This window comes from Aestuariibaculum sp. M13 (assembly GCF_024723255.1).
In the GTDB taxonomy this organism is placed as follows: Bacteria; Bacteroidota; Bacteroidia; order Flavobacteriales; family Flavobacteriaceae; genus Aestuariibaculum; species Aestuariibaculum lutulentum.
This window is the reverse complement of record NZ_JANIAC010000001.1, coordinates 1,051,732-1,077,313: the sequence shown is the minus strand read 5'-3', so window position 1 is coordinate 1,077,313 and position 25,582 is coordinate 1,051,732. Positions and strand designations below refer to the sequence as shown.

Genomic DNA, 25,582 nt, shown 5'->3' with positions numbered 1-25,582 from the left:
AATTCGAGAAGCTGTATTGATAGGTCTTTTAAATGGAAAGGCTTAATGTATTTAAGAAGAAAAAGTAATTTCTGGAGTCGAGGTTAAAGCGTTCTAATCGGTATTCAATACCCGTTTCAAATTTTAGTTGTTTCCCAAAATGCCATCCCAGATATACAGCTGTACGCTGATCGATTTCTGGAGCGTCGGGTTTACTTAAACTTAATAATCCTTCAAAATAACATAAAACATAAGGCGCTTCAACGCCTTCATTATGTCCGCTAATAGGGAAATTGGCAGAAAATCTATAACGCTGTCTAAAAATAGTTTTCGATTCTAATATCCGTTGTTCTGTTCTAAAGCGATGCCCAAAGCTTATTTTAGCTTTATGTTTTTGGTATTTAAATTGCTGCATAAACCGTAGCTCATCACTCCCAGATTCAAAAACGTCTCGATGTCTGTAATAGAGTCCGACTCCTAAACGATTTGAAGAACTTAAAGAGAAGGTGGACATGTGAAAAATATCTAATTGCTGTTGCTGAAAGCTAAATGTTTTGTTCTCAAACAAAAAATAACGAGAGCGCCCGGTGAAACTTAAGCTATAGTTTTTGGAAACACCATAATTGAGAACAAACGAAGTTTCACCAAGTACCCCTGAATGATCCTGCGCTTTTAAAATGAATGTGTTACAGGAGAGAAAGATACAAAGGAAAACATGTTTTAATTTCATAATCGTTCAATGCAGATCAACTGGTCATTTTTAGTTGACTATCCCAGTTATAGCTTTTAGCAAAGATATTATAACAAAAAGGAAAAATGATATGAAATTTATACTTCATTATATCTAAAACAGTTTATTTCATGGTCGTTAACCATACCGGTGGCTTGCATGTGTGCATAAATAACTGTCGATCCTACAAATTTAAAACCTCGCTTTTTTAAATCTTTACTTAAGGCATCACTAATGGCTGTAGTTGCTGGTGCATTTTTATAATTTTCCAGTTTGTTTTTAATAGGTGTACCTTGCACAAAATCCCAGATATACTTACTAAAACTACCAAATTCATCCTGTACTTTCATGAAAGCCAGTGCATTGGTAACAGTTGCTTTCACTTTAAGTTTGTTTCTAATAATGCCGGCATCTTCCAGTAGGCAATCTATTTTATCCTCACCGTAGTTAGCTATCTTCTTATAGTCGAAATTATCAAAAGCTTTTCTGAAGTTTTCTCGTTTTCTTAAAATGGTAATCCAACTTAAACCTGCCTGAAAAGTTTCTAAAATTAAAAATTCAAAAAGAGTTGCATCATCATAAACCGGAACACCCCATTCTTCGTCGTGGTAGGCTTCATACAAGGAATCGCCAGTGCACCAGCCACATCTATGTTTTTCGCTCATTGTAATTTTTGTAAGGATTTATGTAAAAGTATGACAAAAATCATTTTAAATGAAGGTATGAGCCTCTAATTTTGCCCAAGATAATAGCATAAACCATGAAGTCAATAATTAAAGATAGTTTAGATCGAAGCATGTCTTATGAGGCATATAGAGATTTAGTAAAACGTTTAGCCGAAGAACATTCCACAACAGGTGCAGAACAAACAAAAGATCAGGCGGATTTCACCAAATTAAATGAAAGACGCATGAAACGTTGGGATAAAACCATAAGAATTCCGGAGGTTTCACAAAAACGAATATCTAAATTTAAGCAGGATATTACCTGGTTGGTTATTGCTGAAAGTTGGTGTGGTGATGCAGCTCATGTTTTGCCAGTGCTTAATAAGATTGCTGAGGTTAATCCGCACATAACCTACAGGGTAGTGCTTCGCGATGAAAATCCAGATCTTATGGATGCCTTTTTAACCAAGGGTGCGCGATCAATTCCTAAAGTTATTATTATTGACGATAATACAGGCGAAGTATTAAGTACGTATGGCCCACGACCAAGTGAAGCGACAACTTACGTGCAAAGGTTTATTGCTAAAAACGGAAAATTAACTCCTGAATTTAAAGAAGATTTACAACATTGGTATAACAGTGACAAGGGACTAAATATTATTAACGATGTTACCGAAATACTATGTGGATTGGAAGCTAAGGTTTGCCTATAAAATTAAAGGTAATCGTTCCAACTTGAGAAGGTTTTGATGCGTCTTCGCTAAAAGTGGCTTCTCTGGCATATTCTAAAGCGTGTTCTTTCAGGCATTGATTGTCTGAATTCGATGAGCCGTTAATAGAGGCGTCGGTAACCGTGCCTTGAGAATTAACCGTAATATTTACAACAATTTTTCCGCCTACTTCACATAAATAAATTGGGGTAGGCATAAAGTTGTGTGTTCTGTCTTTAAGGGAGTAACTCATGGTACTCTTCTTATTTACGCCTTCACTTTTTTGTTTTTTTAAAAGCTCGCTCACTTTATTAAAGGCAGATAGTTCTTCTTCTTTAATCGCTTTATCTTCTGAAAAATTTTCACCTAAAGCATTCGAATTATCACTTTCTCCTGAATCTGTACTTGTATTTGTTTTTGGAACGTAATCTTCAGGAGGAGCAATGGTTTTAAACGCCTGAGCAAAATGTTTGCTATTATCTGTTTCGTTGAATGCTTGATTAGTTTCCGCTTTACTACCCTGAAGTTGTTCTAAAGCCTCCAGAACCTTAATTTCTTCTTTGCTTAGCTCTTTTTCGGGTTCCATTTCATAATAGCTTTCAGCTATTTGTTCGCTTTGCTGTTTTAAGTGTAAATTAAAAACAAAAAGGATAACGGTTCCTGTAATAAGAAGCGTAATGAGTAGGGCTTTATGTTGATCTGTTAGGTGCAAATCTGGGTTGTTTTTGGGTGATTCTACTCGAAATATACGTAAAATTACTCAATTTGGTTGTTCAGAGAGCTAATGAAATCTTCAATGCTAACCCCGTTAGTAACATCAAAATCTCCGATTTTCGTACGCCTTAAAGCCGATAGATGGCCACCGGAATTCAAAGCTTTTCCAAAATCGTTGGCTAAAGAACGAATGTAGGTGCCTTTGCTGCAAACCACTCTAAAGCCAACTTCTAAGTCTCTAATATTTGTAATTTCAAACTCCGCAATATTAATGTTTCGTGGTTTAATTTCAACCGTTTCACCCGCACGGGCAAATTCATATAAACGCTTACCGTCTTTCTTTAACGCCGAAAAAACAGGCGGATATTGTTCAATATCACCAATAAACTGTTTGGTAGTTTCTTTAATTAAATCTTCGGTAATATGTTCGGTAGGAAAGCTTTCATTAATCTCGGTTTCAAGATCGTAAGATGGCGTCGTGCTTCCTAAAACAATAGTCCCGGTGTATTCTTTTATTTGAGCCTGAAACGAATCGATTTCTTTGGTCATTTTACCTGTACAAATAACTAATAATCCACTGGCTAAAGGGTCTAAGGTTCCGGCATGCCCAACTTTAATCTTTTTTAGTTTGAAGGCTTGCTTTATTTCCCAGCGCAGTTTGTTAACCACTTGAAACGAGGTCCAGTTCAAAGGTTTATCGATGAGTAAAACTTTACCAGCCTGAAATTCTTCCTGTAAACTCATATTAGCCGTTTAAAATTGAAAATAGAATTGCAATTAACCCAACAATAGCACAGTAAATGGCAAAGTATGTTAGTTTACTTTTCTTTACTAACGCAATCATCCAGGTACAGGCAAATAAACCAGCAACAAAAGCAGTAATAAACCCGATTGATAATGAAGTAATATGTGAGCTGTTGTATGCTAAATCGCCACTTAAAATGTCTTTTGCAATCTTCCCGAAAATTAACGGCACCACCATTAAAAATGAAAAGCGAGCCGCTTTTGTTTTATCGTTACCAAGTAAAACTGAAGTTGATATGGTTGCTCCCGAGCGAGAAATTCCAGGAAGCATCGCAATAGCTTGAGAAACACCTATGATCAATGCGTTCGAGAATGATACCTTTTTATTGGTGTCTTTAGCTTTGTCGGCAAAGAATAATAATGCAGCAGTTATAATTAGCATGCTTCCAACTAATAAAATATTGCCTCCAAAAAGGGCTTCTAATTGTTCTTCGAAAAACAAACCGACAATCACCGCGGGAATCATGGAAATAACAATCTTAGCAACGAATTGTAAATCTTCATTCCATTTAAACTGTAAGGCTCCTTTAATAAGTTCTAGAATGTCTTTTCGAAAAACAACAATAGTACTTAATGCGGTAGCGAAGTGTAAAACAACAGTGAAAAGCAGACTTTCTTCCGGGACAGATTGATCGCCTAAAATGGCTTTTCCTATTTCTAAATGTCCACTTGACGATACTGGTAAAAATTCGGTAAGCCCTTGAATAATACCAAGAATGATAGCGTTTATTATATCCATGGGGCAAAAATATTAAAATAGCCGTATAATTGGTCGCCAATCATAGAAACTTTAAAAGGATTAATTAGTAATTTGTTCGATAATCGAAATTTAAATATTTTCATGTTTTTCTTTTTCTATGAAAATCATAATCGCTCCCGATAAATTTAAAAACTCACTTTCCGCATTAGGCTTTTGTAATGCGGTTGAAACCGGTATTCATAAAGTGATTCCTGATGCTGAAATTGTAGCATTGCCCTTAGCAGATGGAGGGGATGGAACTATTGATATCATTAACTTTTATTTAGGCGGAGAAACCGTAAAGGTTATGGTGCATAATCCGTTTTTTAAATTAATCGAGGCCTCATATTTATATGCTGAACATTCCAAAACAGCCTTTATTGAAATGGCGGAAGCTTCTGGGTATAAGCTTCTGAAAACTGAAGAACTCGATTGTAAACATGCAACCACCTATGGAACAGGTGAATTGATTTTAGACGCAATTAATAAAGGTGCTAAAACTATCATATTGGGTATTGGCGGTAGTGCGACTAACGATTGCGGTATTGGAATGGCTAAAGCCTTAGGATACCGGTTTTTAGATGATTTTGATGAAGGTGTTAAGCCAATAGGAGCAAATTTAAGTCGTATAAAAACAATAGATACATCTCGTGTGAATCCAAAATTAAAGGATGTTGAAATAAAAGTAGCTTGTGACGTTGCGAATCCATTATACGGTGAACATGGTGCTGCACAAGTGTATGCTAAACAAAAGGGAGCCACAGATGAAGACGTTGAACTGTTAGATCAAGGATTGAAAGATTTTTCAAAAATTATAGAAAAAACTTTCAATATAAATCCGCAAAAAGTAGAAGGAGCCGGTGCTGCTGGAGGCATGGGAATCGCTTCAAAAATATTTTTAAATGGCGATTTAAAACCGGGCGTAGAATTAATAAAAGAATTAGCCGATTTCGATAATAAACTTCAGGGTGCCGATTGGATTATTACCGGAGAAGGTCGTTTAGATGGACAAACCTTATCAGGAAAAACGATTCAGGGTGTACTGTCATCCGCGAAAGCGAAACAAATAAAAGTTGCTGCTTTTTGTGGTGATATTCGTTTGTCTGAAAAGGAGATGCAGGGTTTAGGAACAGATTACTCCGATAAGGTTTTAAACTATAGTAAATCGACAGATGATGCTATGAAAAATGTCAAAGACTATGTGAACCAAATGACTAAAAAATTTGCTAAAACGCTTCTTGAATAATTACTTTTCAGGGTTTAGTAAAATGGCATACATCTCGATACCAAAACCTAAAAGCACCAGCATAGGTGCTAAACGAATACGTCGCCAATGAAAAATTTCTGGGTTAAAAACATTAGGGTCGTCACTACCACCGCCAGACATTAAAATAAAGCCTAAAGCAATACAAGCCAAACCAATAAACATGAATTTGTAGTTCTTCTTTCCGAAAATAAACTGGCTTTTATTAGCGTCTTTTTGTTTTTCTTCTCCCATAATGTGTTTAAAAGTGTAACGCAAATTAACGTATTTATTTAAAAAATAAACGTTAACAGGTTTATAAATTATCTAATAATAAAGTTCGTCGGTTTTTAAATTTAAGAAACGTTGTGTAGCAAAATGGGTGCTTATCCAGGTAATTACAATGCCTAATCCAAATACAAACGCAAATAGTAAAACCACTAAAATCGGGGTGTTAAGTAAGCCTAATTCCGGGAACATTTTGTTAACGTAATACAGCACAATGCCCATGCCTATTAAAGCTATTACCGCACCAATAACACCTAAACGAACACTTTTCCAAACAAACGGACGACGAATAAATTGCTTGGTCGCACCAACCATTTGCATGGTTTTAATGGTAAATCGTTTGGAGTAAACCGATAATCTTATGGAACTGTTAATTAAAAGTACCGCAATTAATGTGAAAATGCTGCTTAAAACCAATACCCAAAAACTGATTTTCTTAACGTTTTCGTTCATTAAGTTAACCAAATCGTTATCGTAAGTCACTTCATCAACAAAGTTTTTAGATAAGGCTTCTTCCGAAATTTTTTCTAAATGTTCCGAGGTTACGTAATCGGCTTTTAGGTGTACATCAATCGAGTTTTGTAACGGGTTGTAGCCTACAAAATCCATAAAGTCTTCACCGTTTTCAGCCTTCATAAATTCTGCCGCCTGTTCTTTCGAAACATATTCGGTAGACTTTACGTAATCGGCCATAGCCAAGCTTTTTTCAAGCTGTTTCGTCTCCACATCTTTCGCCGAATCTTTCAAATAAATGGTAACAACAACCTGTTCTTTAAAGTGATCGGAAACCTTTTTAGCATTAAGAACCAATAAGCCTAATAATCCTAATAAAAATAAAACCAAAGCAATACTTAAAACTACTGAAAAGTACGATGATATAAGTCGGCGTTTTTGGTGTTTCTCGAAAGATGAACTCATATAAATGTGGGATTAACGATGTAAAAATACTAAAAGAAAAAGGAATACTATAATTAAATTATTTGCAATACAAATCCTTACTAATTGTATAACTTTTTAAAGCTGAAATTGTTGTCTTTTCAATCGAATTTTAAGGGTTTTGAAAGTGCTGTTTTGAAATGTACACCAAGACAGTGAGTAATAGTTTTTGGTTTTTGTTGGCATGGTTGTTGAAAATGTGAAAATAAAATTGAAAAACAAACATTATGAAGAAGAACATTTTAATTTTAGCCTTAATCACATTCGCAGCATTTTTTAATCAAGCTCAGGCGCAACGTTATAATCAGAGGTATAGTAGTAATAATAATTATGTGTTTGGTTTAAAAGCCGGACTGAATGTATCGTCGTTTCAAGGAGGGAATGATGGTATAGCTCGCAATAGTTTGTTAGGATATCATATAGGTTTAACGGCTGAAAATAGAATCAGCAGAAATTTTGCTATTCAACCTGAATTTTTGTTTTCACGTGTTGGTGGTGAAGAAATGTATTCCGACGGACTTCAGGCGCGATATTACTTAGATTATATTTCGGTACCGGTGATGGCTAAATTTTATTTAGGTGATCAGTTGAGTTTAGATTTCGGACCTCAATTAGGATTTTTGGTGAAAGACAGAGCTAACTACAGTGACGATTATTACGATTACGATGCTGGCGCCAATACCTTTGATTTAGGTTTTAACTTTGGCTTAAGTTTAAATTTGGATCGTTATTGGTTTGCTCAGGCGCGATACAATATTGGTGTGACTAATGCTTTTGATAATCCGGATGCGCAAAACAGTGTATTTCAGTTTTCTATCGGACGTAGATTTTAAGCAGTATTAAAAATAAAGAGGATAAGGTCTAAAATTTAGACCTTATTTTTTTGTGGTTTACTCACTAGATAAACTCCAAGAGCAACAAGTCCACAACTTAATATTTTTACCAGATTAATGTCTTGCGCATATTGGGTTTTCATAAAAACATAAGCCATGATACTTACCATAATGAAGCTTACCGCAGGTTGTAAATAAACATAGCTGCTGGTTACCGATGGCGCTAAATGATTAAGTGCATAAATATTGAAAAAGTAGGCTAGAAAGGTGGTAAAAATCACCACATAACCAATAGTTAAATAGGTGTCTAAATCAAACCCAGCAAAATCAGTTTCTAAAAAGGCGTTAATGCCAAACGGGAAGACATATAAAAATCCGAAGAAGAAAATCCAGCTCACTACGGTCATCGCATTGTATTTGTGCATTAACGTTTTTGCTAGTACCAGATACAGTCCGTAACTGCACGCATTCAATAGAATAAATAAGTTTCCTAAAAACGAACTGGTTCCAACGGCTTTGTTTCCATATAGAATCAATAAAACAGCACCAATAGCGCCTAAAGTAATGCCAAGAATTTTGTTTTTAGTGATGCGTTCTTTCAGAATAAAATAGCTGAATACTAAAACAATTACCGGTGTTGCTGTGGTAATAATAGAGGCATCAATAGGTGAGGTTAAGTTTATACCGTGAAAAAACAAGGATTGATTTAATGCCCCACCAAACAAGCCGCAAAGTGCTAAACGCAGAAAATCTTTCTTTTCAACTTTTTCTTTAACAAATAACAATTTTATAATCCAGAACAGTAAAACACAACAGGCTAATCGTATAAAAACAAAGGCTGTCGGACCAATTTTGTTGGGCATCACGCCTTTGGCAATAATATAATTGGCTCCGTAAATAATGTTGGCTCCTAATAACGCTAAGTGTGCTTTGGTAGTATCTTTTATCAAGGTCAGGTTATTTAAGTCGCGAAATTACAAATACTCTGTAAAACGAATGCTTAAAGGATTGTTATAATGCGGGCTTAAAATTCAATTTTATTAATTGTGTATAAAGGCTTTCTGTTTTCTGAAGAAACCGTAAATTTGCGCTTTTAAAAAGCAGAATGACAATAGGATGAATGCCTGTTGAAAGAATAATATATTAAGTAGATGAAATACGATTTCAATCAAATCGAGAAAAAGTGGCAAGAATATTGGGCCAAAAATCAAACGTTTAAGGCTGAAAATCATTCAGACAAACCTAAATATTATGTATTAGACATGTTTCCTTACCCAAGTGGAGCCGGATTACATGTTGGGCATCCTCTGGGTTATATTGCCTCTGATATTTATGCACGTTACAAGCGTCATCAAGGATTTAATGTATTGCATCCGCAGGGGTATGATAGCTTTGGTTTACCGGCAGAACAGTATGCCATTCAAACAGGTCAGCATCCTGCCATTACAACTGAAACTAATATCGCGACTTATCGTCGTCAGTTAGATCAAATCGGTTTTTCCTTCGACTGGTCTCGTGAAGTTCGTACGTCTGATCCAAGTTACTACAAATGGACACAGTGGATTTTCATTCAGTTATTCAACTCATGGTACAACAACGACGCTGAGAAAGCTGAAGATATTTCAGAATTAATCAAAATTTTTGAAGCTGAAGGAAATGCTAAAGTTAATGCCGTTTGTGATGATGCTGTTGAGTCATTCACAGCAGAAGACTGGAACGCGCTTTCATCGAAAGAACAACAGGAAATTTTATTACAATATAGATTAACCTATTTAGCAGAAACCGAAGTAAACTGGTGTCCGGCTTTAGGAACTGTTTTAGCTAATGACGAGATTGTTAATGGGGTTTCTGAGCGTGGTGGTCATCTAGTGGTGAGAAAGAAAATGACGCAGTGGAGTATGCGTATTTCTGCGTATGCCGAGCGTTTATTACAAGGCTTAAATACCATTGACTGGACCGATTCTTTAAAGGAAAGTCAGCGTAACTGGATTGGTAAATCGGTTGGAGCTTCTGTAACGTTCAATGTGAAAGATCATGATGCCGTGATTGAAGTCTTCACCACACGTCCTGATACTATTTTCGGGGTGAGTTTTATGACCTTGGCACCTGAGCATGATTTGGTGTCTAAAATTACAACGCCTGAGCAAAAAGCTGAGGTTGAAGCTTATATGGAAGCGACTGCAAAACGTAGTGAGCGTGAGCGTATGGCAGATGTTAAAACCATTACCGGAGCATTCACAGGAGCGTATGCCGAGCATCCGTTTACTAAAGAACCCATTCCGGTTTGGATTGGCGATTACGTGTTAGCAGGTTACGGAACAGGAGCAGTAATGTCTGTACCATGTGGTGACCAGCGCGATTACGATTTCGCGAAGCATTTCAACATTGCCATTCCAAATATTTTTGAAGGTGCCGATATTTCGGAAGAAGCCTTTGCCGATAAAGACAAAACCATTATCGCTAACAGCGACTTTTTAAATGGTTTAAATTATAAAGAAGCAACCAAAACGGTTATTGCCGAGTTAGAAAAGTTAGGTTGTGGAGAAGGGAAAACCAACTACCGTTTACGCGACGCCGTATTTAGCCGTCAGCGTTACTGGGGAGAACCATTCCCTGTTTATTATGTAGATGGTATGCCACAAATGATTGATGCAGCGCATTTGCCAATTCAATTACCTGAAGTAGAAAAGTATTTACCAACCGAAACTGGTGAGCCACCATTAGGTAACGCGACGGTTTGGGCCTGGGATACGGTTGAAAACCGCGTAGTAAGTAACGATTTAATTGATAATAACACGATTTTCCCATTAGAGTTAAACACCATGCCAGGTTGGGCTGGAAGTTCATGGTATTTTAACCGTTATATGGATTCTACCAACACTGAAGCTTTCGCAAGTCAGGAGGCGTTGAATTACTGGAAAGATGTCGATTTATACATCGGTGGAAGCGAGCATGCTACCGGGCATTTATTATATGCGCGTTTCTGGCAAAAATTCTTATTCGATAAAGGCGTTGTGCCGGTTGAAGAATTTGCTAAAAAACTGATTAACCAAGGGATGATTCTTGGAACAAGTGCTTTTGTTTATCGTGTTGAAGGAGAAAATAAATTTTTATCGAAAGGATTAATCGAAGGACAAAAAGTGCAGCCAATTCATGCAGATGTATCTTTTGTAAATGCATCAGATGAATTAGATATTGAAGCCTTTAAAAACTGGCGAGAAGAATTTAAGGATGCCGAATTTGTTTTAGAAGATGGCGTTTACAAAGTAGGTCGTGAAGTTGAAAAAATGTCGAAATCGAAGTATAATGTGGTGAATCCAGACCAGATTTGTATCGATTACGGTGCCGATTCTTTACGTTTATACGAAATGTTCCTTGGGCCGTTAGAGCAATACAAACCTTGGAATACGGCTGGTATTACAGGTGTTCACGGGTTCCTTAAAAAACTTTGGAAACTGTATGTAGACGATAACGGATTACGAATAGACGATAGCGAGCCAAGTAAAGACAGCTTAAAAACGCTTCATAAAACAATTAAGAAAGTACAGGAAGATATCGAGAACTTCTCGTTCAATACATCGGTGTCAACTTTTATGATTGCGGTTAACGAATTAACAGCAGAAAAGTGTTCGTCGAAAGCTGTTTTAGAGCAGTTATTGGTTTTAATTTCTCCGTACGCACCTCACATTGCAGAAGAATTATGGAGTCAGTTAGGACATAACGAATCGATTTCAACGGCAGCCTTCCCTAAATTCGACGAGAGTCATTTAGTAGAAAGCAGTAAGAATTACCCAATTTCATTTAATGGTAAAATGCGTTTCACTTTAGAATTACCGTTAGATATGAGTAAGGAAGATATCGAGAAAACCGTATTAGCTCACGAAAAAACTCAGGAGCAATTACAGGGAAGAGCCCCTAAAAAGGTGATTGTTGTACCAGGCAAAATTGTAAATATTGTAGGCTAAATCTTCAGTCTAAAATATTGATTATAAAGTTAAAGCATTGTGCATTTTAATATTGCACAATGCTTTTTTTATATCTAACTTTAAATCAGCGGTTTACGTGTTAGTGGTTTGAGTATTTTGATTGAAAAATCCTCAATATAAACCTACTAAATCGATAGTATTTATTTAATTCATAATTTATTGTTAAAACCATTAATAATAATGTATTTAAAACGGAAATTTGCTGAAAATTACCAAAAGGACTTATTTGGTGTAAATAATTTATAACTAACATTTTAAATAAATTCAAAATGAAAATTGGTGTTCCTATAGAAATTAAAAACAATGAGAACAGAGTAGGTATGACACCTTCAGGTGTATTCGAGCTTACTAAAAGAAACCACGAAGTATTCGTGCAAAAAGATGCAGGTTTTGGTAGTGGATTTCTTGACCAAGATTATATTAAAGCTGGAGCAACTATTCTTGAAACCATTGAAGAGGTTTATGAGATAGCGGATATGATTGTTAAGGTGAAAGAACCTATCGAGAAGGAGTACAGCTTAATTAAGAAAGATCAGGTTGTATTTACTTATTTTCATTTTGCATCAAGTGAAACCCTTACTAAAGCAATGATCGAAAGTAAAGCGGTTTGTATCGCTTACGAAACTGTAGAAGATGCTGACGGGTCTTTACCATTATTAGTTCCAATGTCTGAGGTTGCTGGTAGAATGTCTATCCAACAAGGTGCTAAATATTTAGAGAAACCAATTAAAGGACGTGGAATTTTACTAGGTGGTGTTCCGGGTGTTCCTCCTGCAAATGTATTAGTTTTAGGTGGTGGTATCGTAGGTATCCAGGCAGCTAAAATGGCAGCAGGTTTAGGAGCTAACGTAACTATCATGGATATTAACATGAAGCAATTACGTTACATCTCTGATATCATGCCAGCTAACGTAAATACTGAGTTCTCTAGTGAGTACAACATTAGAAAACACTTACCAGAAACAGATTTAGTTATCGGTGGTGTATTAATTAAAGGAGCAAAAGCGCCTAAATTAATCACTAAAGATATGCTTAAAGATATGCGTCCTGGAACAGTAATCGTTGACGTTGCTGTAGACCAAGGTGGATGTTTTGAAACAACTCACGCAACTACACACCAAGATCCTACTTACATCATTGATGATGTAGTACACTACTGTGTGGCTAACATGCCAGGTGCTGTACCTTACACTTCTACTGTAGCTTTAACTAACGTAACTTTACCTTACGTAATTAGATTAGCTAACGAAGGATGGGAGCAAGCTTGTGCTAACAACGCGTCTTTAGCAAAAGGATTAAATGTTGTTAAAGGAGATATCGTTTATAAAGAAATCGCTGAAGCTTTCGATTTAGAGTTTGTAGCGTCTTAATAAATTATTTTAATAAAGCTTAAAACGGGATATTTAGAAATAGATATCCCGTTTTTTTATGTCCTTATTTTAACAATATTTTGGGTGCTGACAGAATATCATGCCGTAAAAAATGGCGCTATTTTTGTTATATTTAATTGTGAATTTAAATTAAAAACAATGATAGGATATTATATATTAATAGGAGGTATTGCTCTGGTAAGCTGGTTAGTGAGTAATCAGTTAAAACGAAAATTTGAACAATACTCAAAGGTTCAGTTAAGAAATGGGATGACTGGTGCTCAGATAGCTGAGAAAATGTTGGCCGATCATGGTATTACCGATGTTGAGGTTATTTCTACACCAGGTCGTTTAACCGATCATTATAACCCCAAAAATAAAACCGTGAATTTAAGTGAAGCTGTATACCATCAGCGTAATGCCGCAGCGGCAGCTGTAGCTGCTCACGAATGTGGTCATGCAGTGCAACATGCTCAGGCTTATGAGTGGTTACAAATGCGCTCGGCTTTAGTGCCAATAGTTAGTGTAACTTCAGGAATGTCGCAATGGTTGGTTATTGGAGGTCTGGTTCTTGGTGCAGCTGAAAGTGCAGGCATGGGCTTTTATGTAGCTATTCTTGGTTTGGTTTTTATGGCAGCGGCAACTTTATTTAGCTTTATTACACTGCCTGTAGAATACGATGCAAGTAATCGCGCTTTAGCATGGTTAAAGAATAAAAATATGGTATCTCAGGAAGAGTATGCCGGTTCTGAAGATGCACTTAAATGGGCGGCAAGAACCTATCTTGTAGCAGCAATTGGAGCGTTAGCAAACTTATTATTTTGGGGCTTACGCGTATTAGGAGGCTCAAGAGATTAGTTGATACAGAAAAATGTACTGAAACCGAATTTTTACGATTACGTAAGAATTCGGTTTCTTTTTTTATTACATTTATCATCTAACATTAAATAAAAAATAGTTTATGGAAGACATGATTCAAAACAAATTAATGGTCGCCGATTTATCTGAAGCAGATAAGGTCGCATTTTACAAAAAGACGTATTCTCATGTAGCAGGAGGCGTGTTGGCTTTTGTTTTATTTGAATATTTATTGCTTCAAAGTGATACTGTAATAGAATTTATGTTGTCTATGACAGAAGGTTGGAGCTGGTTAATTATGCTTGGCGGATTTATGTTAGTAACCAATTATGCTGAAAGTATGACTTTAAGAACAGCCGATAAAAATATGCAGTATTTAGCCTATGGGGTTTATATATTAGCTGAAGCCTTGATTTTTGTTCCTATTATTTACATTGCTGCGTTTTATATGGAGTCTGGTCCTGAAATATTAAATCAGGCGGCCATAGTTACATTGTGTCTGTTTACAGGGTTGTCGGCTATTGTATTCGTAACTAAAAAAGATTTCTCGTTTTTAAAGGCCGGATTAACGGTCGGATTTTTTATTGCAATAGGTTTAGTTATTGCAGGAAGTCTTTTTGGTTTTAATTTAGGACTTTGGTTTTCGGTAGCTATGTGTGTATTGGCAGCAGGTTCTATTTTATATCAAACATCAAATCTTGTTAATAAATATTCAGACGATCAATATATACCTGCAGCCTTAGGTTTATTCGCTGCGTTAATGCTATTGTTTTGGTACATACTGCGCATTTTTATGTCTAGAGATTAATAAAAACATAAAATAATAATAAAGCCCTGAAGTCATTCGGGGCTTTTTTGTTTCTTTACTTTGAAATTAAATATCTTTCAATAATTACCATGGAATCACCAGAATTTTACTATAAAAAACACCTAGATATTTATACTGCTGAAACTCAGAGGTATTACCGAAAAATGACAGGGTTAAGCAGTTTGCGCTTACTGGTTTTTCTGTTGAGTGCAGGTGGAATTTATACATTCTTTGCGCAATGGCAGCTGGCACTTGGAATTGGGTTGTTGGGAATTATTGTATTTATTGTTTTGTTGACAAAATATAACGATGTTAAAGCCAAACGAAATTTTAATAAGGCTTTGGAGGAACTCAATGAAGAAGAACTTAAAATTTTATCAGGAGATTTCCACCATCGCAATCAAGGTTTAGAATTTCAAGATCCGAAGCATTTTTACAGTTTAGATATCGATTTATTTGGTCGGGGTTCATTCTTTCAGTTTATGAATAGAACAACAAATAATGAAGGTACTCAAACCTTAGCGAATTTGTTAAAGGCTAATAATATTGAAAATATTGAAGTGCGTCAGAAGGCCATAATGGAACTTAACGAAAAACCACAATGGCGTCAATATTATTCGGCAACCTCAAGTTTAGTACATGTTGAAACCCCGGCAAAGCAAATTATATCGTGGCTTAAAGGCTATGAATCGTTTTTGCCAAAATTTATAAAATGGTTACCGTTGGTATTCACAATTGTAACTTTGGGCTTGGGTATAGGTGCTTTTTTTGAATTTTCATTTGCGGCATATTTGGGATACTGGCTTTTGGTTGGATTAGGTGTAAGTGGTGGCTATTTAAAGAAAATTAATGTGCTGTCGTCCAACACCGATAGGGTAAAAGATACGTTTCGTCAATATGCTTTATTATTGGATTTAATAGAAAAGGAAACATTTACTTCAGAATTATTAAAAGAAAAACAGCAGCAAATTCAGTTAGGAGAAGAAAAAGCATCAGCTATTTTTAAAGCATTTTCAAGATCTTTAGATGCATTAGATAATCGAAATAATTTAATTGGTGCTATTTTCGGAAATGGCTATTTCTTGACTGATTTAAAAAATAGTTACCGCATTGAAAAATGGATAGAAAAGTATGGTCATAAAGTAACCGATTGGTTTGAGGTCGTGGCATTTTTTGATGCTTACAATTCCTTAGGAAATTTTGCTTTTAATCATCCTGAATTTGTATTTCCGAAGATTCATGAAAATGGACCAACAATTTTGGCAGAACAGTTAGGACATCCGTTTTTGAATAAAGAAAAACGCGTTGATAGCGATGTAACCATTAATAATGAACAGTTTTTTATTGTTACTGGTGCAAATATGGCAGGTAAAAGTACCTTTTTACGAACCATTTCGTTACATATTGTAATGGCTAATGTGGGGTTGCCGGTGTGTGCTAAGTCGAGTACCTATTCGCCAATAAAGCTCATTACCAGTATGCGAACCACCGATTCGTTAACCGACGATAGTTCCTATTTCTTTTCAGAACTTACACGCTTAAAATATATTGTCGATACCATTAAAAATGAACGTTGTTTTATTGTTTTAGATGAAATTTTAAAAGGCACTAACAGTACCGATAAAGCGATTGGTTCTAAAAAATTTGTTGAAAAACTGGTGGCTTCCAATGCTACCGGAATTATAGCAACGCATGATTTAAGTTTGTGTGATATAGAACAGGAATTAGAAGCAGTCAAGAACTATTACTTTGATGCTGAAATTATAAACGACGAACTGTATTTCGACTATAAATTAAAAAGCGGTGTTTGCCAGAATATGAACGCCTCTTTTTTATTGAAAAAAATGGAAATTGTTTAGAAATTACTCTGAAACATTAATAGTTAACTTAATAGCTTCATAAATTATTGTTTTACCGGTATTGATATTATACCCAGACTTCCTAATTTCAACAAAATCAGCTCCTGTAAAACCATCTTGCGTTTTGTAGGTGTATATTATCTGTTGGTATTCATTTCTGTTTAATTCACTTATTTCAAAATGCTCAGCTTGTGTATAAATATTAGCACCTTCCTCATCGCCAAAATAACCTAAATCGTATTCGAAATTTTCAGAATTGTTAATACTAATTGTTTGTTCTGTAATGGTATAATTTGTTTTATCATCATTTGAGCATGATTGTATAACAAATATGATGATAAGAAATAATAGATTTTTCATTTTATAAGTTTTATTTTAGATGTTGAAAGTAAGAAAAGGTTGCGTTAAATTAATTAGAAAATTATATTAAATAGTTACTATCTTTAGTTTAACTAACAACCACTTATATTATGCAAGATCAATTGAAACTAGCCCTTATTCAATCCGATTTGGTTTGGGAAGATCCGAAAGCGAACCGCAAGCAATTCAGAGAAAAAATTGAAACGATTAAAGGAGAAGTTGATCTTATTGTGCTTCCCGAAATGTTTACCACAGCTTTCACCATGAATGCTGATGCTGTTGCTGAAACTATGGATGGCAAAACGGTGTCCTGGATGCAAAAAGTGGCTCAGGAAACCAATGCGGCGGTGATGGGGAGTATTATTATAGAAGATAATAAATCCTACTATAATAGGTTGTTGTTTGTTGAACCTTCTGGAGATGTAGTGTCATATGATAAACGCCATACGTTTACGTTAGCAGGAGAAGATAAGGTCTTTTCTAAAGGCGATAAAAAAGTGATTATTGAGTATAAAGGCTGGAAAATTTGTCCGCAAGTGTGTTACGATCTGCGTTTTCCTGTTTGGGTAAGAAATGTAGAAGATTACGATGTGTTAATTTATGTTGCCAACTGGCCAAAACCGAGAATTTTTGCCTGGGATACCTTGCTAAAAGCACGAGCTATAGAGAACATGTGTTACTGCGTTGGGGTAAATCGGGTAGGGATGGATGATGCACAAAATGAGTATTGCGGAAACTCCGAAGTGTACGATGTATTGGGGAATGCCATATCTAAATTAAAACCAAACAGAGATATGGTAGATGTGGTAACGCTGGAGCGAAACCATATTAATTTCTACCGTAATAAGCTTAAGTTTTTAGAAGATAAAGACGTGTTTACTCTCCAGTAAAATTTAACGTTTCTTCTAATCCCCAATCGGCTCTAATTTCTATTTCTTTAAAGAAGCTTACTTCTTCAGGTTGTAATTTCTTTAAATAGTTTCCGGTATCGAAAATTCCGTTGCCATTGCTATCGTGAATGACTCTGATATAAAAGATGCCTGCTGGTAAATTTTCAAAATCAACCGCGCCAGCTTTCGCAATAGCCTGTTCGTATTTAACTTCCCCTTTTTCGGTGGTTAACTGAATAATAACCGGTAATTTGGCGTTAACAAGATTAAAACGCACGTACCCAAATTCTGATGATTTCTTGGTTTTCACCGTGTAATTTAGGGTGTCTATGTTTTTGTTGTCGAAGAAATCGGTTAAAGCTTCAGGGAGAATCTGAATTTTATAGTTGTTATCTTCAGTTTTCTTAAAATCGATAGCATAGGTGTTGTTTAGGCTATCTAATTTTGTAGAGAACTCTACTTTGGCAGAATCCTTATCAATCAAGTTTACTTTTGAGGTGTCAAAATTTACAAAAGGAATGTTTCCTTTAATTTTAAAAGTCTCTGAAATGCTATTAGCCGGAATACTTTTTATAATTAAAGAATCTTTATCCTGTGGACGAATTTTAACTGTATAGTCTTTTGAATAATCGGTATTCGACACTTTAAAAATAATAGAATCAACTTCAACCTTAGGTCTGTACCAATAGTTAAGTGTGTCTGTCTTTTCTTCTTTGGTAATGCGGTGTTCAAAGTACGAAGGAACTTCAGAAGCAACATTTATTTTCATTCCTTCAACTTTACCTTCATAACCAAAAGCAATTTTTTGCTGTGCAGCAATAAATGGTCGTGTCGCTTTAAAATCAAGAGTTTCTTTAAATAGTTTTAGGGTATAACTTGAATCTGAAGGTACGGTTATGATATGGTCGTAAAACCCGATTTGATCTGTTTTTTGCTGAAATTTATTATCTCCATTATTGTCTTTAAGCGCCATTAAAAGATATTTCCCTGCTTTTATATTTTCAATGTTGAAAGTCGTTACGCTATCTAAAGTGTTGGTGATATATGTTGGTACTTTGTTATAAACTATGGAATCGTTAAACGTCGAGTCTACTTCATAAAGTCCGACATTAATAAAAGTTTCAGGTTTACTTTTCAAAGCATCAATAATATTTCCTTTTACAGAAAGCGAATCGATATAACTCCCGGTTGAAAATACATAACGATAGTATGGGTATGGGTTACCTTCATTATTATCGGTAATACTATTTCCGAAATTAAAGGCGTAGGTTGTATTGGCTTTTAAAGTGTCTTTAATTTTTATGGTAATGAATTTACTTGCACCACCTTGTGGGGTTACCTCTGGTTGATATTCCATAGGAGGCGAAATAATAAGCTGTTTCTGTAAATCTTTTATTTTGATGTATTCGTCAAAATAAATTTTGATTTCGTTGCTTTTAAAATTGGTAGTATAGTTTTCAGGTGAAGATTTTATAATTTGTGGTGGTGTTTCGTCTTTTGGACCTCCGTCGGGAGTTCCACGATTCGCACAGTTAGCCAACACCAAGCCTATTAAGGCCATTAAAATAACATTTGAAAACGTTTTGTTCATTACCTGTTTTAAATTTTTAGCAAACCTACATAATTTTAAAGATATAACGACTAACTGTTTAGGCTATTGCCATGGTGGCAATGCTTATTTTTATATTCTTAGCCTGATTCAAGACGTTAATACAGGCTTCTAAAGTTGCACCGGTAGTAATCAAGTCGTCCACCAGTAAAATATGTTTGTTTTCTATGCGTTTGGGATCGTTCAGTTTAAAAAGTTCATTATTGTTATTCCATCGGGCAAACCGTATTTTATTGACTTGAGATGAGGTATTGGTGACTTTTACTAAAACATCGTCATGATAATCGCAATGTAACGCTTCAGCAATATGTTGTCCGAATTTTGCAACCTGATTGTAACCGCGCTTTTTTAATTTCTTTTTGTGTAATGGTACTGGAATAACGACATCAATATTTTCATATTGCTTTAGTGTTTTAAGTTCTCCGCCTAGCCAATCACCTAAAATAATTCCTATAGTTTCGTAACCTTTGTATTTTAACCCGTGAATGAGATGCTGAACAGGGCCTTTCTTTTCAAATCTGAAAAGGGCCGTAGCGTGTTCAATATTTGCCCTTCCATAAAGGACTTTTTTAACCGTATCGGCATTATTGATATGAAAATTAGTAACAGGTAAATCGTGTCTGCAGGTTATACAAATGGTTTCCTCGTTATCATTCAAAGTGTTCAGGCATGCATAGCACACTTTCGGGAATAATAAATTGATAACAGATTGAAACATTGATTGCGAAAAAATGGGTTCTATAAACTTAAACAAAAAATTAATGTATTGCACGCTTAATTTTTAATGAAGAATTCTCTTAGTTAGCAGCGGTTTTTTATTTTTGCAGCATGGCAAATCAAGATGATCAATTTAAAAAAGTAATCTCTCACGCAAAGGAGTATGGTTACGTGTTTCAGAGTAGTGAAATCTACGACGGATTAAGTGCGGTTTATGACTACGCACAAAATGGTGCAGAATTAAAGAAAAACATTCGCGATTACTGGTGGAAAGCTATGGTGCAGATGAATGAAAATATAGTAGGTATTGATGCTGCTATTTTTATGCATCCAACCACATGGAAAGCTTCAGGTCACGTTGATGCCTTTAACGATCCCTTAATTGATAATAAAGATTCTAAAAAGCGTTACCGCGCCGATGTTTTAATTGAAGACTACTGTGCTAAAATTGAAGCTAAAATAGATAAAGAAGTTGCTAAAGCGGCTAAACGTTTTGGCGATGCTTTCAATAAAGAAGAATTTGTTTCTACAAATGCTCGTGTTTTAGGATACCAGGAGCAAATAACTACTATTCTTTCTCGTATGGCAAAATCTTTAGAAAATGAAGATTTGGCCGATGTGAAAGCGTTAATAGAAGAGTTAGAAATTGCTGATCCGTTAACAGGAAGTAAAAACTGGACAGACGTAAAGCAATTCAACTTAATGTTCGGAACCAAGTTAGGCGCTTCAGCAGAGAACGCAATGGACTTATATTTACGTCCGGAAACAGCTCAGGGTATTTTCGTAAACTTTTTAAACGTTCAAAAAACCGGACGTATGAAAATACCGTTTGGTATTGCTCAAACTGGTAAAGCATTCAGAAACGAGATTGTCGCAAGACAATTCATTTTTAGAATGCGTGAGTTCGAGCAAATGGAAATGCAATTTTTCATTAAACCAGGAACACAACAGGAGTGGTACGAGCATTGGAAAGAAACAAGACTTAAGTGGCACTTAAGTTTAGGAATGGGTGAGGATAACTACCGTTTCCATGACCATGAGAAATTAGCGCATTATGCTGATGCTGCTGCCGATATCGAGTTTAAATTCCCATTCGGATTTAAAGAATTAGAGGGAATTCATTCAAGAACTGATTTCGATTTATCTCAGCACGAAAAATTCTCTGGTAAAAAATTACAGTATTTCGACCCGGAAGAAAATAAAAGCTATGTGCCTTACGTGTTAGAAACCTCAATTGGTTTAGATCGTATGTTCTTAGCTGTTTTCTCTAATTCATTACAAGAAGAAGAATTAGAAAACGGAACAACCAGAACCGTACTTAAATTACCAAGTGTATTAGCGCCAGTAAAAGCAGCGATTTTACCATTGGTTAAAAAGGATGGTTTACCTGAAGTAGCTCGTAAAATTGTAGACGACTTAAAGTGGGATTTCAACGTAGATTACGATGAGAAAGATGCTGTTGGTCGTCGTTACCGTAGACAAGATGCTAACGGAACACCATTCTGTATCACTGTAGATCACGATACTTTAGAAGATAACACCGTTACTATTCGTCATAGAGATTCTATGGAGCAGGAGCGTGTTAAAATTGAAGATTTACGCGACATCATTAAGAAAGAAGTTGATGTTCGTAACTGGTTATTAAAAATGAAATAATCTGAAAATACTTCAGAATTTATAAAACAAAAAGCCTGAGTAATTACTCAGGCTTTTTTTGTACCCCATATTAGATGAATTTGTAAGCCGATAGCCCAAGAGTTTTAGTTATTTTTAGCAAGCATTTCAATCAAAACAATTTATATAATGAAAATATACAATTTAGTTTTTGCCTTTTGTTTAGCCTTTTTTAATCAGGTCGTGGCACAACATGCCGATTTAGAAACCCAACTTTTCGACCTTCCAGATGTGAGTTTTGAGAAAATTGATACGCCCGAAGGTTACCAATCGGCTTATGTTTTAAAAGTGAAGCAGCCCATCGATCACTCCGATGCATCAAAAGGGTATTTTCAGCAAAAAGTATATTTATCGCATTTAAGTTTTGATGCGCCATCGGTTATTATTACTCAAGGATATACCAAAGCCAAGAATAGTGTTTTCGAATTATCTGATATTTTAAAAGCCAACCAAATTGATGTCGAGCATCGTTATTTCGGCGATAGTTCACCTGAAAGTATAGATTACGACTATTTGAATTTAAAACAAGCCACGGCCGATTTACACCATATTAGAGAACTTTTAGGAGAAATTTATAAAGGAAAATGGGTGAGTACAGGTGTTAGTAAAGGTGGCGCGACCACTATATTTTATCGTTATTTTTATCCAAATGATGTTACTGTTAGTGTGCCTTATGTGGCGCCAATTAATAACAGTTTTGAAGACGAGCGTATTTATAAATTTTTCGATACCATTGGTGCCGCCAAATGCCGAAATAAAATTGAGAACTTTCAAAAAGATATTTTAAAGCACAGAAAGGAAGTTTTGCCTTTACTTGAATTTTATAGTTTAGGGCAAAATGTACATTATACTTACGTTAATGATGAGCAGGCTTTTGAGTTGTCGGTTTTAGAGTACCCGTTTTCATTCTGGCAATGGGGCTCTGATTGTGACGATATTCCCTCGAAAAATGCGTCCATTGAAGACAAGGTGAAACATTTAATAAAAGTGGCCGATGTGACGTTCTTTTCAGATGAAACCATGAAAAAATACGCGTCACATTATTATCAATCTGCTGAAGAATTTGGGTATTACGGGTACGAAATTGAAGATTTTAAAGGGTTGCTGAAAGCCTTACCAAAAGATAAAAACACCCATGCGGCTTTTACTCCAGATCACATGAAAGTTGATTTTAAAGGCGGTGAATTGTTAACCGATATTGGTGAATGGTTAAAAACTGAAGGCAATCATTTTATCTATATCTACGGCGGAAATGATACCTGGTCGGCAACAGCTGTGCCTAAAAGTGATGCTGTAGATTCACAATGGTTTGTTTTAAAAGGGAAACACCACGGAAATGCCCGTATTAAAAACTTTACGACATCGGAAAGAGAACGTTTTAATAAAACAATTAAAGATTGGTTAGGTATAAGCCTAAATTAAATTTGTATTTGTCGGTCGATTTGCTGATCAAGGGAAATCATGGATTCGGTTTGCAAAACTCCGGGAATAGTTTGTATATCATTGTTTAATAAATGCATGAGGTGGGCGTTATCTAAACAAAGTAATTTTATAAATATGTTGTAGGTACCGGTAGTGTAATGACATTCGAGCACTTCCGGAATGCGCTTTAAGGCTTTTACAATCGCTTCGTTTTTGATGGCGTGATCTAAATAAATGCCAACAAACGCCATGGTGTTGTATCCTAATACTTTTGAGTTAAGGATAAACTTTGAACCTGAAATAAGTTTTGCTTTTTCTAACTTTCGTAACCGTTGATGAATAGCGGCTCCAGAAATGCCTACATTTCGTGCAATTTCTAAAATGGGGGTTCGGGCATCGGTAGTTAAAGCTCTTAAAATTTTTTTATCGATACCGTCAATAGTAATGGTTCTGTTTTTTGCTTTCATCCATTTTAGTTTAGAACATAAATGTAATTATTTAGTTTTAAAATGAAATAATAAAGCTGTTTTATATGTTTAAAGGGTTATAGCCGAAATAAGGAACGATTTCTTCATTAAAATGAATACCATAGGCTTCCAGTTCTTTTAAAATAGGAGTGTATACTTCTTTAGTAATAGGTATTTGAACTCCGGGTGTTTTAATTTTTCCATTCAATATGGCTAATGTAGCAATGGCAACTGGTAAGCCAACGGTTTTAGCCATAGCCGTATAGGTTTGATTTTCACCTAAAACAACCATGCTGGAATCTATCTGGTGTTTTTCACCATCTAGTTCATAGCCAAATTTGTGGTACATGACAATCATGTCTTTGTCGTCTTGATCTAAGGTCCAACTGTCCATTAATATTTTTTGGAGAATTTGGGCAGGTGTTGATTTTTTCAGTTCTACTTTTTTAGTGTTACTGAAAATATCTAATTCAACAAGTTTATCCCACATAATATCATCCTGATCAATTTTTAATTGATGACGAAGTTTTAATTCTACCGAATCGGTTGGGCTGTAAGGTAAAAAGGCGTTTATAAAATCACGATAGCTCATATGTTCGCTGTCGTCTATCGTGTAGCTGTCATCGGTCATTCCTAAGGCTACAAAAATATTCCAGGCGCGACTAAAACCAACCCGGCGAATGGTGCCTCGGTATAAGGTTTTAATGTCATTTAAACCATAAACACTTTGATATTTTAAGGAATCACGGTTGGCGTAAACTTCAAATCTGCCGAAATTCTCAATATCAATAAATTCGGTGCGACGGAATAAACGATTATATGGAATATATTTATAGGTGCCTTCCTGAAGAAATTTTGCAGCACCACCTTGACCAGCAGTTACTACATTTCTGGGGTTCCAGGTAAACTTATAGTTCCAAAGGTTATTGTCGCTTTCCGGAGCGACTAAACCGCCGGTGAAGGATTCAAATAAAATCATTTTCCCACCTTTAGCACGAATACGATCAATGACCTGCATGGCACTCATATGGTCAATACCAGGATCTACTCCAATTTCATTCATGAAAATCAGACCTTTCTGCTTAACTTCATTATCTAAAGCCTGCATTTCAGGGCTGATGTAAGAGGCCGTTACCATATTTTTATTCATTTTAATGCAGTCTTTGGCAACCTCTATATGAAAACGTGCCGGAAGCATGGAAATAACAATGTCTGCATTTTCTATGGCTTCTTTGCGAGCTACTTCATTGAAAATATCTAACTCAATTATGTCGACATTTTTATGAGAACCGACTATGTTTTTTGCAAGTTCGGTGTTTAAATCGCCTATGGTAATGTGGAGGTTTTCAACTTCCGATTTGTCTAATAAATATTTAAGTAGATAGGAGGTAGATTTACCTAAACCAATGATTAATATGTTTCGCATAATGAGTTTAGTTGAGTAATTTTGTACGGACTAATTTAGTGAATACAAAACGTATTTATTTAAAAAATAGAATTTTGATATGAACAAACGAATATTAATTACTGGGGCGGTTTTGGGAGTGTTGAGTGTTATTCTTGGTGCTTTTGGTGCTCATGGATTGAAATCTTTGGTTTCTGTTGAAGCCGTAAATACTTTTGAGACAGGTGTACGTTACCAGATGTATCATGCATTTTTATTACTATTTGTAGGTATTGTTCCAAAAGTGCAAGAAAAGGCCAAAAATATCCTCTTTTATTTAGTGCTCATTGGTGTCATTTTATTTTCAGGTTCTATTTATGCTTTAGCGACAAATGCCTTAACTGCTTTCGACTTTAAAACCATTGGATTTGTAACGCCAATAGGAGGACTTTTCTTAATAAGTGCTTGGATTTATATGATTATTAATTTCGTAAAAAATAATTATTAAAAGATCTTAAAATCAAGAATAGTTAAAAA

At 35.4% G+C, this 25,582-nt stretch carries 25 protein-coding genes; 12 read left to right on the top strand and 13 right to left on the bottom strand.

Annotated features, from left to right (window positions below; translation table 11 throughout):
* Positions 1 to 28 precede the first annotated feature (28 nt).
* Both NO995_RS04565 and NO995_RS04560 read right to left on the bottom strand, forming a co-directional pair.
* A complete protein-coding gene (locus NO995_RS04565; RefSeq protein WP_258226461.1) occupies positions 29 to 709 on the bottom strand; it encodes a DUF2490 domain-containing protein in 681 nt (226 codons plus the stop codon).
* A gap of 98 nt (positions 710 to 807) precedes the next feature.
* Positions 808 to 1,374: a DNA-3-methyladenine glycosylase I gene (locus NO995_RS04560; RefSeq protein ID WP_258226460.1), complete on the bottom strand. Its 567-nt coding sequence runs from the start codon at positions 1,372 to 1,374 to the stop codon at positions 808 to 810.
* A gap of 95 nt (positions 1,375 to 1,469) precedes the next feature.
* Here NO995_RS04560 and NO995_RS04555 point away from each other — a divergent pair, with 95 nt between their 5' ends.
* A complete protein-coding gene (locus tag NO995_RS04555; protein ID WP_258226459.1) occupies positions 1,470 to 2,087 on the top strand; it encodes a thioredoxin family protein in 618 nt (205 codons plus the stop codon).
* Here NO995_RS04555 and NO995_RS04550 read toward each other — a convergent pair.
* From NO995_RS04550 to NO995_RS04540, 3 genes are read right to left on the bottom strand one after another with little or no spacing between them, the layout of a single operon-like run.
* Positions 2,071 to 2,796 carry an energy transducer TonB gene (locus NO995_RS04550; RefSeq protein ID WP_240572153.1) on the bottom strand — a complete coding sequence of 242 codons (726 nt, stop codon included), beginning with the start codon at positions 2,794 to 2,796 and terminating at the stop codon, positions 2,071 to 2,073. The genes NO995_RS04555 and NO995_RS04550 overlap by 17 nt on opposite strands.
* 44 nt (positions 2,797 to 2,840) lie before the next feature.
* Entirely contained in the window at positions 2,841 to 3,542 is a 702-nt protein-coding gene (gene truB, locus NO995_RS04545; protein WP_258226458.1) for a tRNA pseudouridine(55) synthase TruB, read from the bottom strand.
* 1 nt (position 3,543) lies between these two features.
* Positions 3,544 to 4,341, bottom strand: a complete 798-nt coding sequence (locus tag NO995_RS04540) for an undecaprenyl-diphosphate phosphatase (protein WP_258226457.1) — start codon at positions 4,339 to 4,341, stop codon at positions 3,544 to 3,546.
* 118 nt (positions 4,342 to 4,459) lie between these two features.
* Between NO995_RS04540 and NO995_RS04535 the strand changes: the two genes are divergently transcribed.
* The gene (locus tag NO995_RS04535) at positions 4,460 to 5,587 is read left to right on the top strand and encodes a glycerate kinase (protein ID WP_258226456.1); all 1,128 of its coding nucleotides are present in this window, start codon (positions 4,460 to 4,462) and stop codon (positions 5,585 to 5,587) included.
* Here NO995_RS04535 and NO995_RS04530 read toward each other — a convergent pair whose 3' ends face one another.
* Entirely contained in the window at positions 5,588 to 5,839 is a 252-nt protein-coding gene (locus tag NO995_RS04530) for a DUF3098 domain-containing protein (RefSeq protein ID WP_258226455.1), read from the bottom strand.
* A 72-nt stretch (positions 5,840 to 5,911) separates the two neighbouring features.
* On the bottom strand, positions 5,912 to 6,790 hold the full coding sequence (locus NO995_RS04525) for an ABC transporter permease (protein ID WP_240572148.1): 879 nt from the start codon (positions 6,788 to 6,790) through the stop codon (positions 5,912 to 5,914).
* A gap of 245 nt (positions 6,791 to 7,035) precedes the next feature.
* Between NO995_RS04525 and NO995_RS04520 the strand changes: the two genes are divergently transcribed.
* On the top strand, positions 7,036 to 7,641 hold the full coding sequence (locus tag NO995_RS04520; protein ID WP_258226454.1) for a porin family protein: 606 nt from the start codon (positions 7,036 to 7,038) through the stop codon (positions 7,639 to 7,641).
* Positions 7,642 to 7,676: 35 nt separating this feature from the next.
* Here NO995_RS04520 and NO995_RS04515 read toward each other — a convergent pair whose 3' ends face one another.
* Positions 7,677 to 8,591: a DMT family transporter gene (locus tag NO995_RS04515; RefSeq protein WP_258226453.1), complete on the bottom strand. Its 915-nt coding sequence runs from the start codon at positions 8,589 to 8,591 to the stop codon at positions 7,677 to 7,679.
* A 201-nt stretch (positions 8,592 to 8,792) separates the two neighbouring features.
* On the opposite strand from NO995_RS04515, the gene leuS reads away from it, so the two are divergent.
* From leuS to NO995_RS04490, 5 genes are all read left to right on the top strand, one after another.
* Positions 8,793 to 11,606, top strand: a complete 2,814-nt coding sequence (gene leuS / locus NO995_RS04510; protein ID WP_258226452.1) for a leucine--tRNA ligase — start codon at positions 8,793 to 8,795, stop codon at positions 11,604 to 11,606.
* 290 nt (positions 11,607 to 11,896) lie between these two features.
* Positions 11,897 to 12,997 carry an alanine dehydrogenase gene (gene ald, locus NO995_RS04505; RefSeq protein WP_240572144.1) on the top strand — a complete coding sequence of 367 codons (1,101 nt, stop codon included), beginning with the start codon at positions 11,897 to 11,899 and terminating at the stop codon, positions 12,995 to 12,997.
* A gap of 159 nt (positions 12,998 to 13,156) precedes the next feature.
* Positions 13,157 to 13,855, top strand: coding sequence for a zinc metallopeptidase (locus NO995_RS04500; RefSeq protein ID WP_258226451.1), 699 nt, complete (start codon positions 13,157 to 13,159; stop codon positions 13,853 to 13,855).
* Between the two features lie 103 nt (positions 13,856 to 13,958).
* The gene (locus tag NO995_RS04495; RefSeq protein WP_258226450.1) at positions 13,959 to 14,663 is read left to right on the top strand and encodes a Bax inhibitor-1 family protein; all 705 of its coding nucleotides are present in this window, start codon (positions 13,959 to 13,961) and stop codon (positions 14,661 to 14,663) included.
* An 89-nt stretch (positions 14,664 to 14,752) separates the two neighbouring features.
* Positions 14,753 to 16,522, top strand: coding sequence for a DNA mismatch repair protein MutS (locus NO995_RS04490; RefSeq protein ID WP_258226449.1), 1,770 nt, complete (start codon positions 14,753 to 14,755; stop codon positions 16,520 to 16,522).
* Positions 16,523 to 16,525: 3 nt separating this feature from the next.
* Here NO995_RS04490 and NO995_RS04485 read toward each other — a convergent pair whose 3' ends face one another.
* The gene (locus NO995_RS04485; RefSeq protein ID WP_258226448.1) at positions 16,526 to 16,882 is read right to left on the bottom strand and encodes a hypothetical protein; all 357 of its coding nucleotides are present in this window, start codon (positions 16,880 to 16,882) and stop codon (positions 16,526 to 16,528) included.
* Between the two features lie 110 nt (positions 16,883 to 16,992).
* On the opposite strand from NO995_RS04485, the gene NO995_RS04480 reads away from it, so the two are divergent.
* Positions 16,993 to 17,772 (top strand): amidohydrolase, encoded by a 780-nt coding sequence (locus NO995_RS04480; RefSeq protein WP_258226447.1) that lies wholly within the window; start codon positions 16,993 to 16,995, stop codon positions 17,770 to 17,772.
* On the opposite strand, the gene NO995_RS04475 is transcribed toward NO995_RS04480, so the two are convergent.
* Both NO995_RS04475 and NO995_RS04470 read right to left on the bottom strand, forming a co-directional pair.
* Positions 17,759 to 19,363: an Ig-like domain-containing protein gene (locus NO995_RS04475; RefSeq protein ID WP_258226446.1), complete on the bottom strand. Its 1,605-nt coding sequence runs from the start codon at positions 19,361 to 19,363 to the stop codon at positions 17,759 to 17,761. The two genes, NO995_RS04480 and NO995_RS04475, sit on opposite strands and share 14 nt — an antisense overlap.
* A 58-nt stretch (positions 19,364 to 19,421) precedes the next feature.
* Entirely contained in the window at positions 19,422 to 20,099 is a 678-nt protein-coding gene (locus tag NO995_RS04470; protein WP_258226445.1) for a ComF family protein, read from the bottom strand.
* 110 nt (positions 20,100 to 20,209) lie between these two features.
* Here NO995_RS04470 and NO995_RS04465 point away from each other — a divergent pair, with 110 nt between their 5' ends.
* Positions 20,210 to 21,754, top strand: coding sequence for a glycine--tRNA ligase (locus NO995_RS04465; RefSeq protein WP_258226444.1), 1,545 nt, complete (start codon positions 20,210 to 20,212; stop codon positions 21,752 to 21,754).
* Between the two features lie 147 nt (positions 21,755 to 21,901).
* Positions 21,902 to 23,194, top strand: a complete 1,293-nt coding sequence (locus tag NO995_RS04460) for a S28 family serine protease (RefSeq protein ID WP_258226443.1) — start codon at positions 21,902 to 21,904, stop codon at positions 23,192 to 23,194.
* Here NO995_RS04460 and NO995_RS04455 read toward each other — a convergent pair.
* A complete protein-coding gene (locus tag NO995_RS04455) occupies positions 23,191 to 23,661 on the bottom strand; it encodes an Lrp/AsnC family transcriptional regulator (RefSeq protein WP_258226442.1) in 471 nt (156 codons plus the stop codon). The two genes, NO995_RS04460 and NO995_RS04455, sit on opposite strands and share 4 nt — an antisense overlap.
* A gap of 61 nt (positions 23,662 to 23,722) precedes the next feature.
* Positions 23,723 to 25,087 (bottom strand): saccharopine dehydrogenase family protein, encoded by a 1,365-nt coding sequence (locus NO995_RS04450; RefSeq protein WP_258226441.1) that lies wholly within the window; start codon positions 25,085 to 25,087, stop codon positions 23,723 to 23,725.
* A 79-nt stretch (positions 25,088 to 25,166) separates the two neighbouring features.
* On the opposite strand from NO995_RS04450, the gene NO995_RS04445 reads away from it, so the two are divergent.
* Complete coding sequence (locus tag NO995_RS04445; protein WP_258226440.1) at positions 25,167 to 25,553, top strand: DUF423 domain-containing protein; 387 nt, start codon at positions 25,167 to 25,169, stop codon at positions 25,551 to 25,553.
* The last annotated feature ends 29 nt before the right edge of the window (positions 25,554 to 25,582 follow it).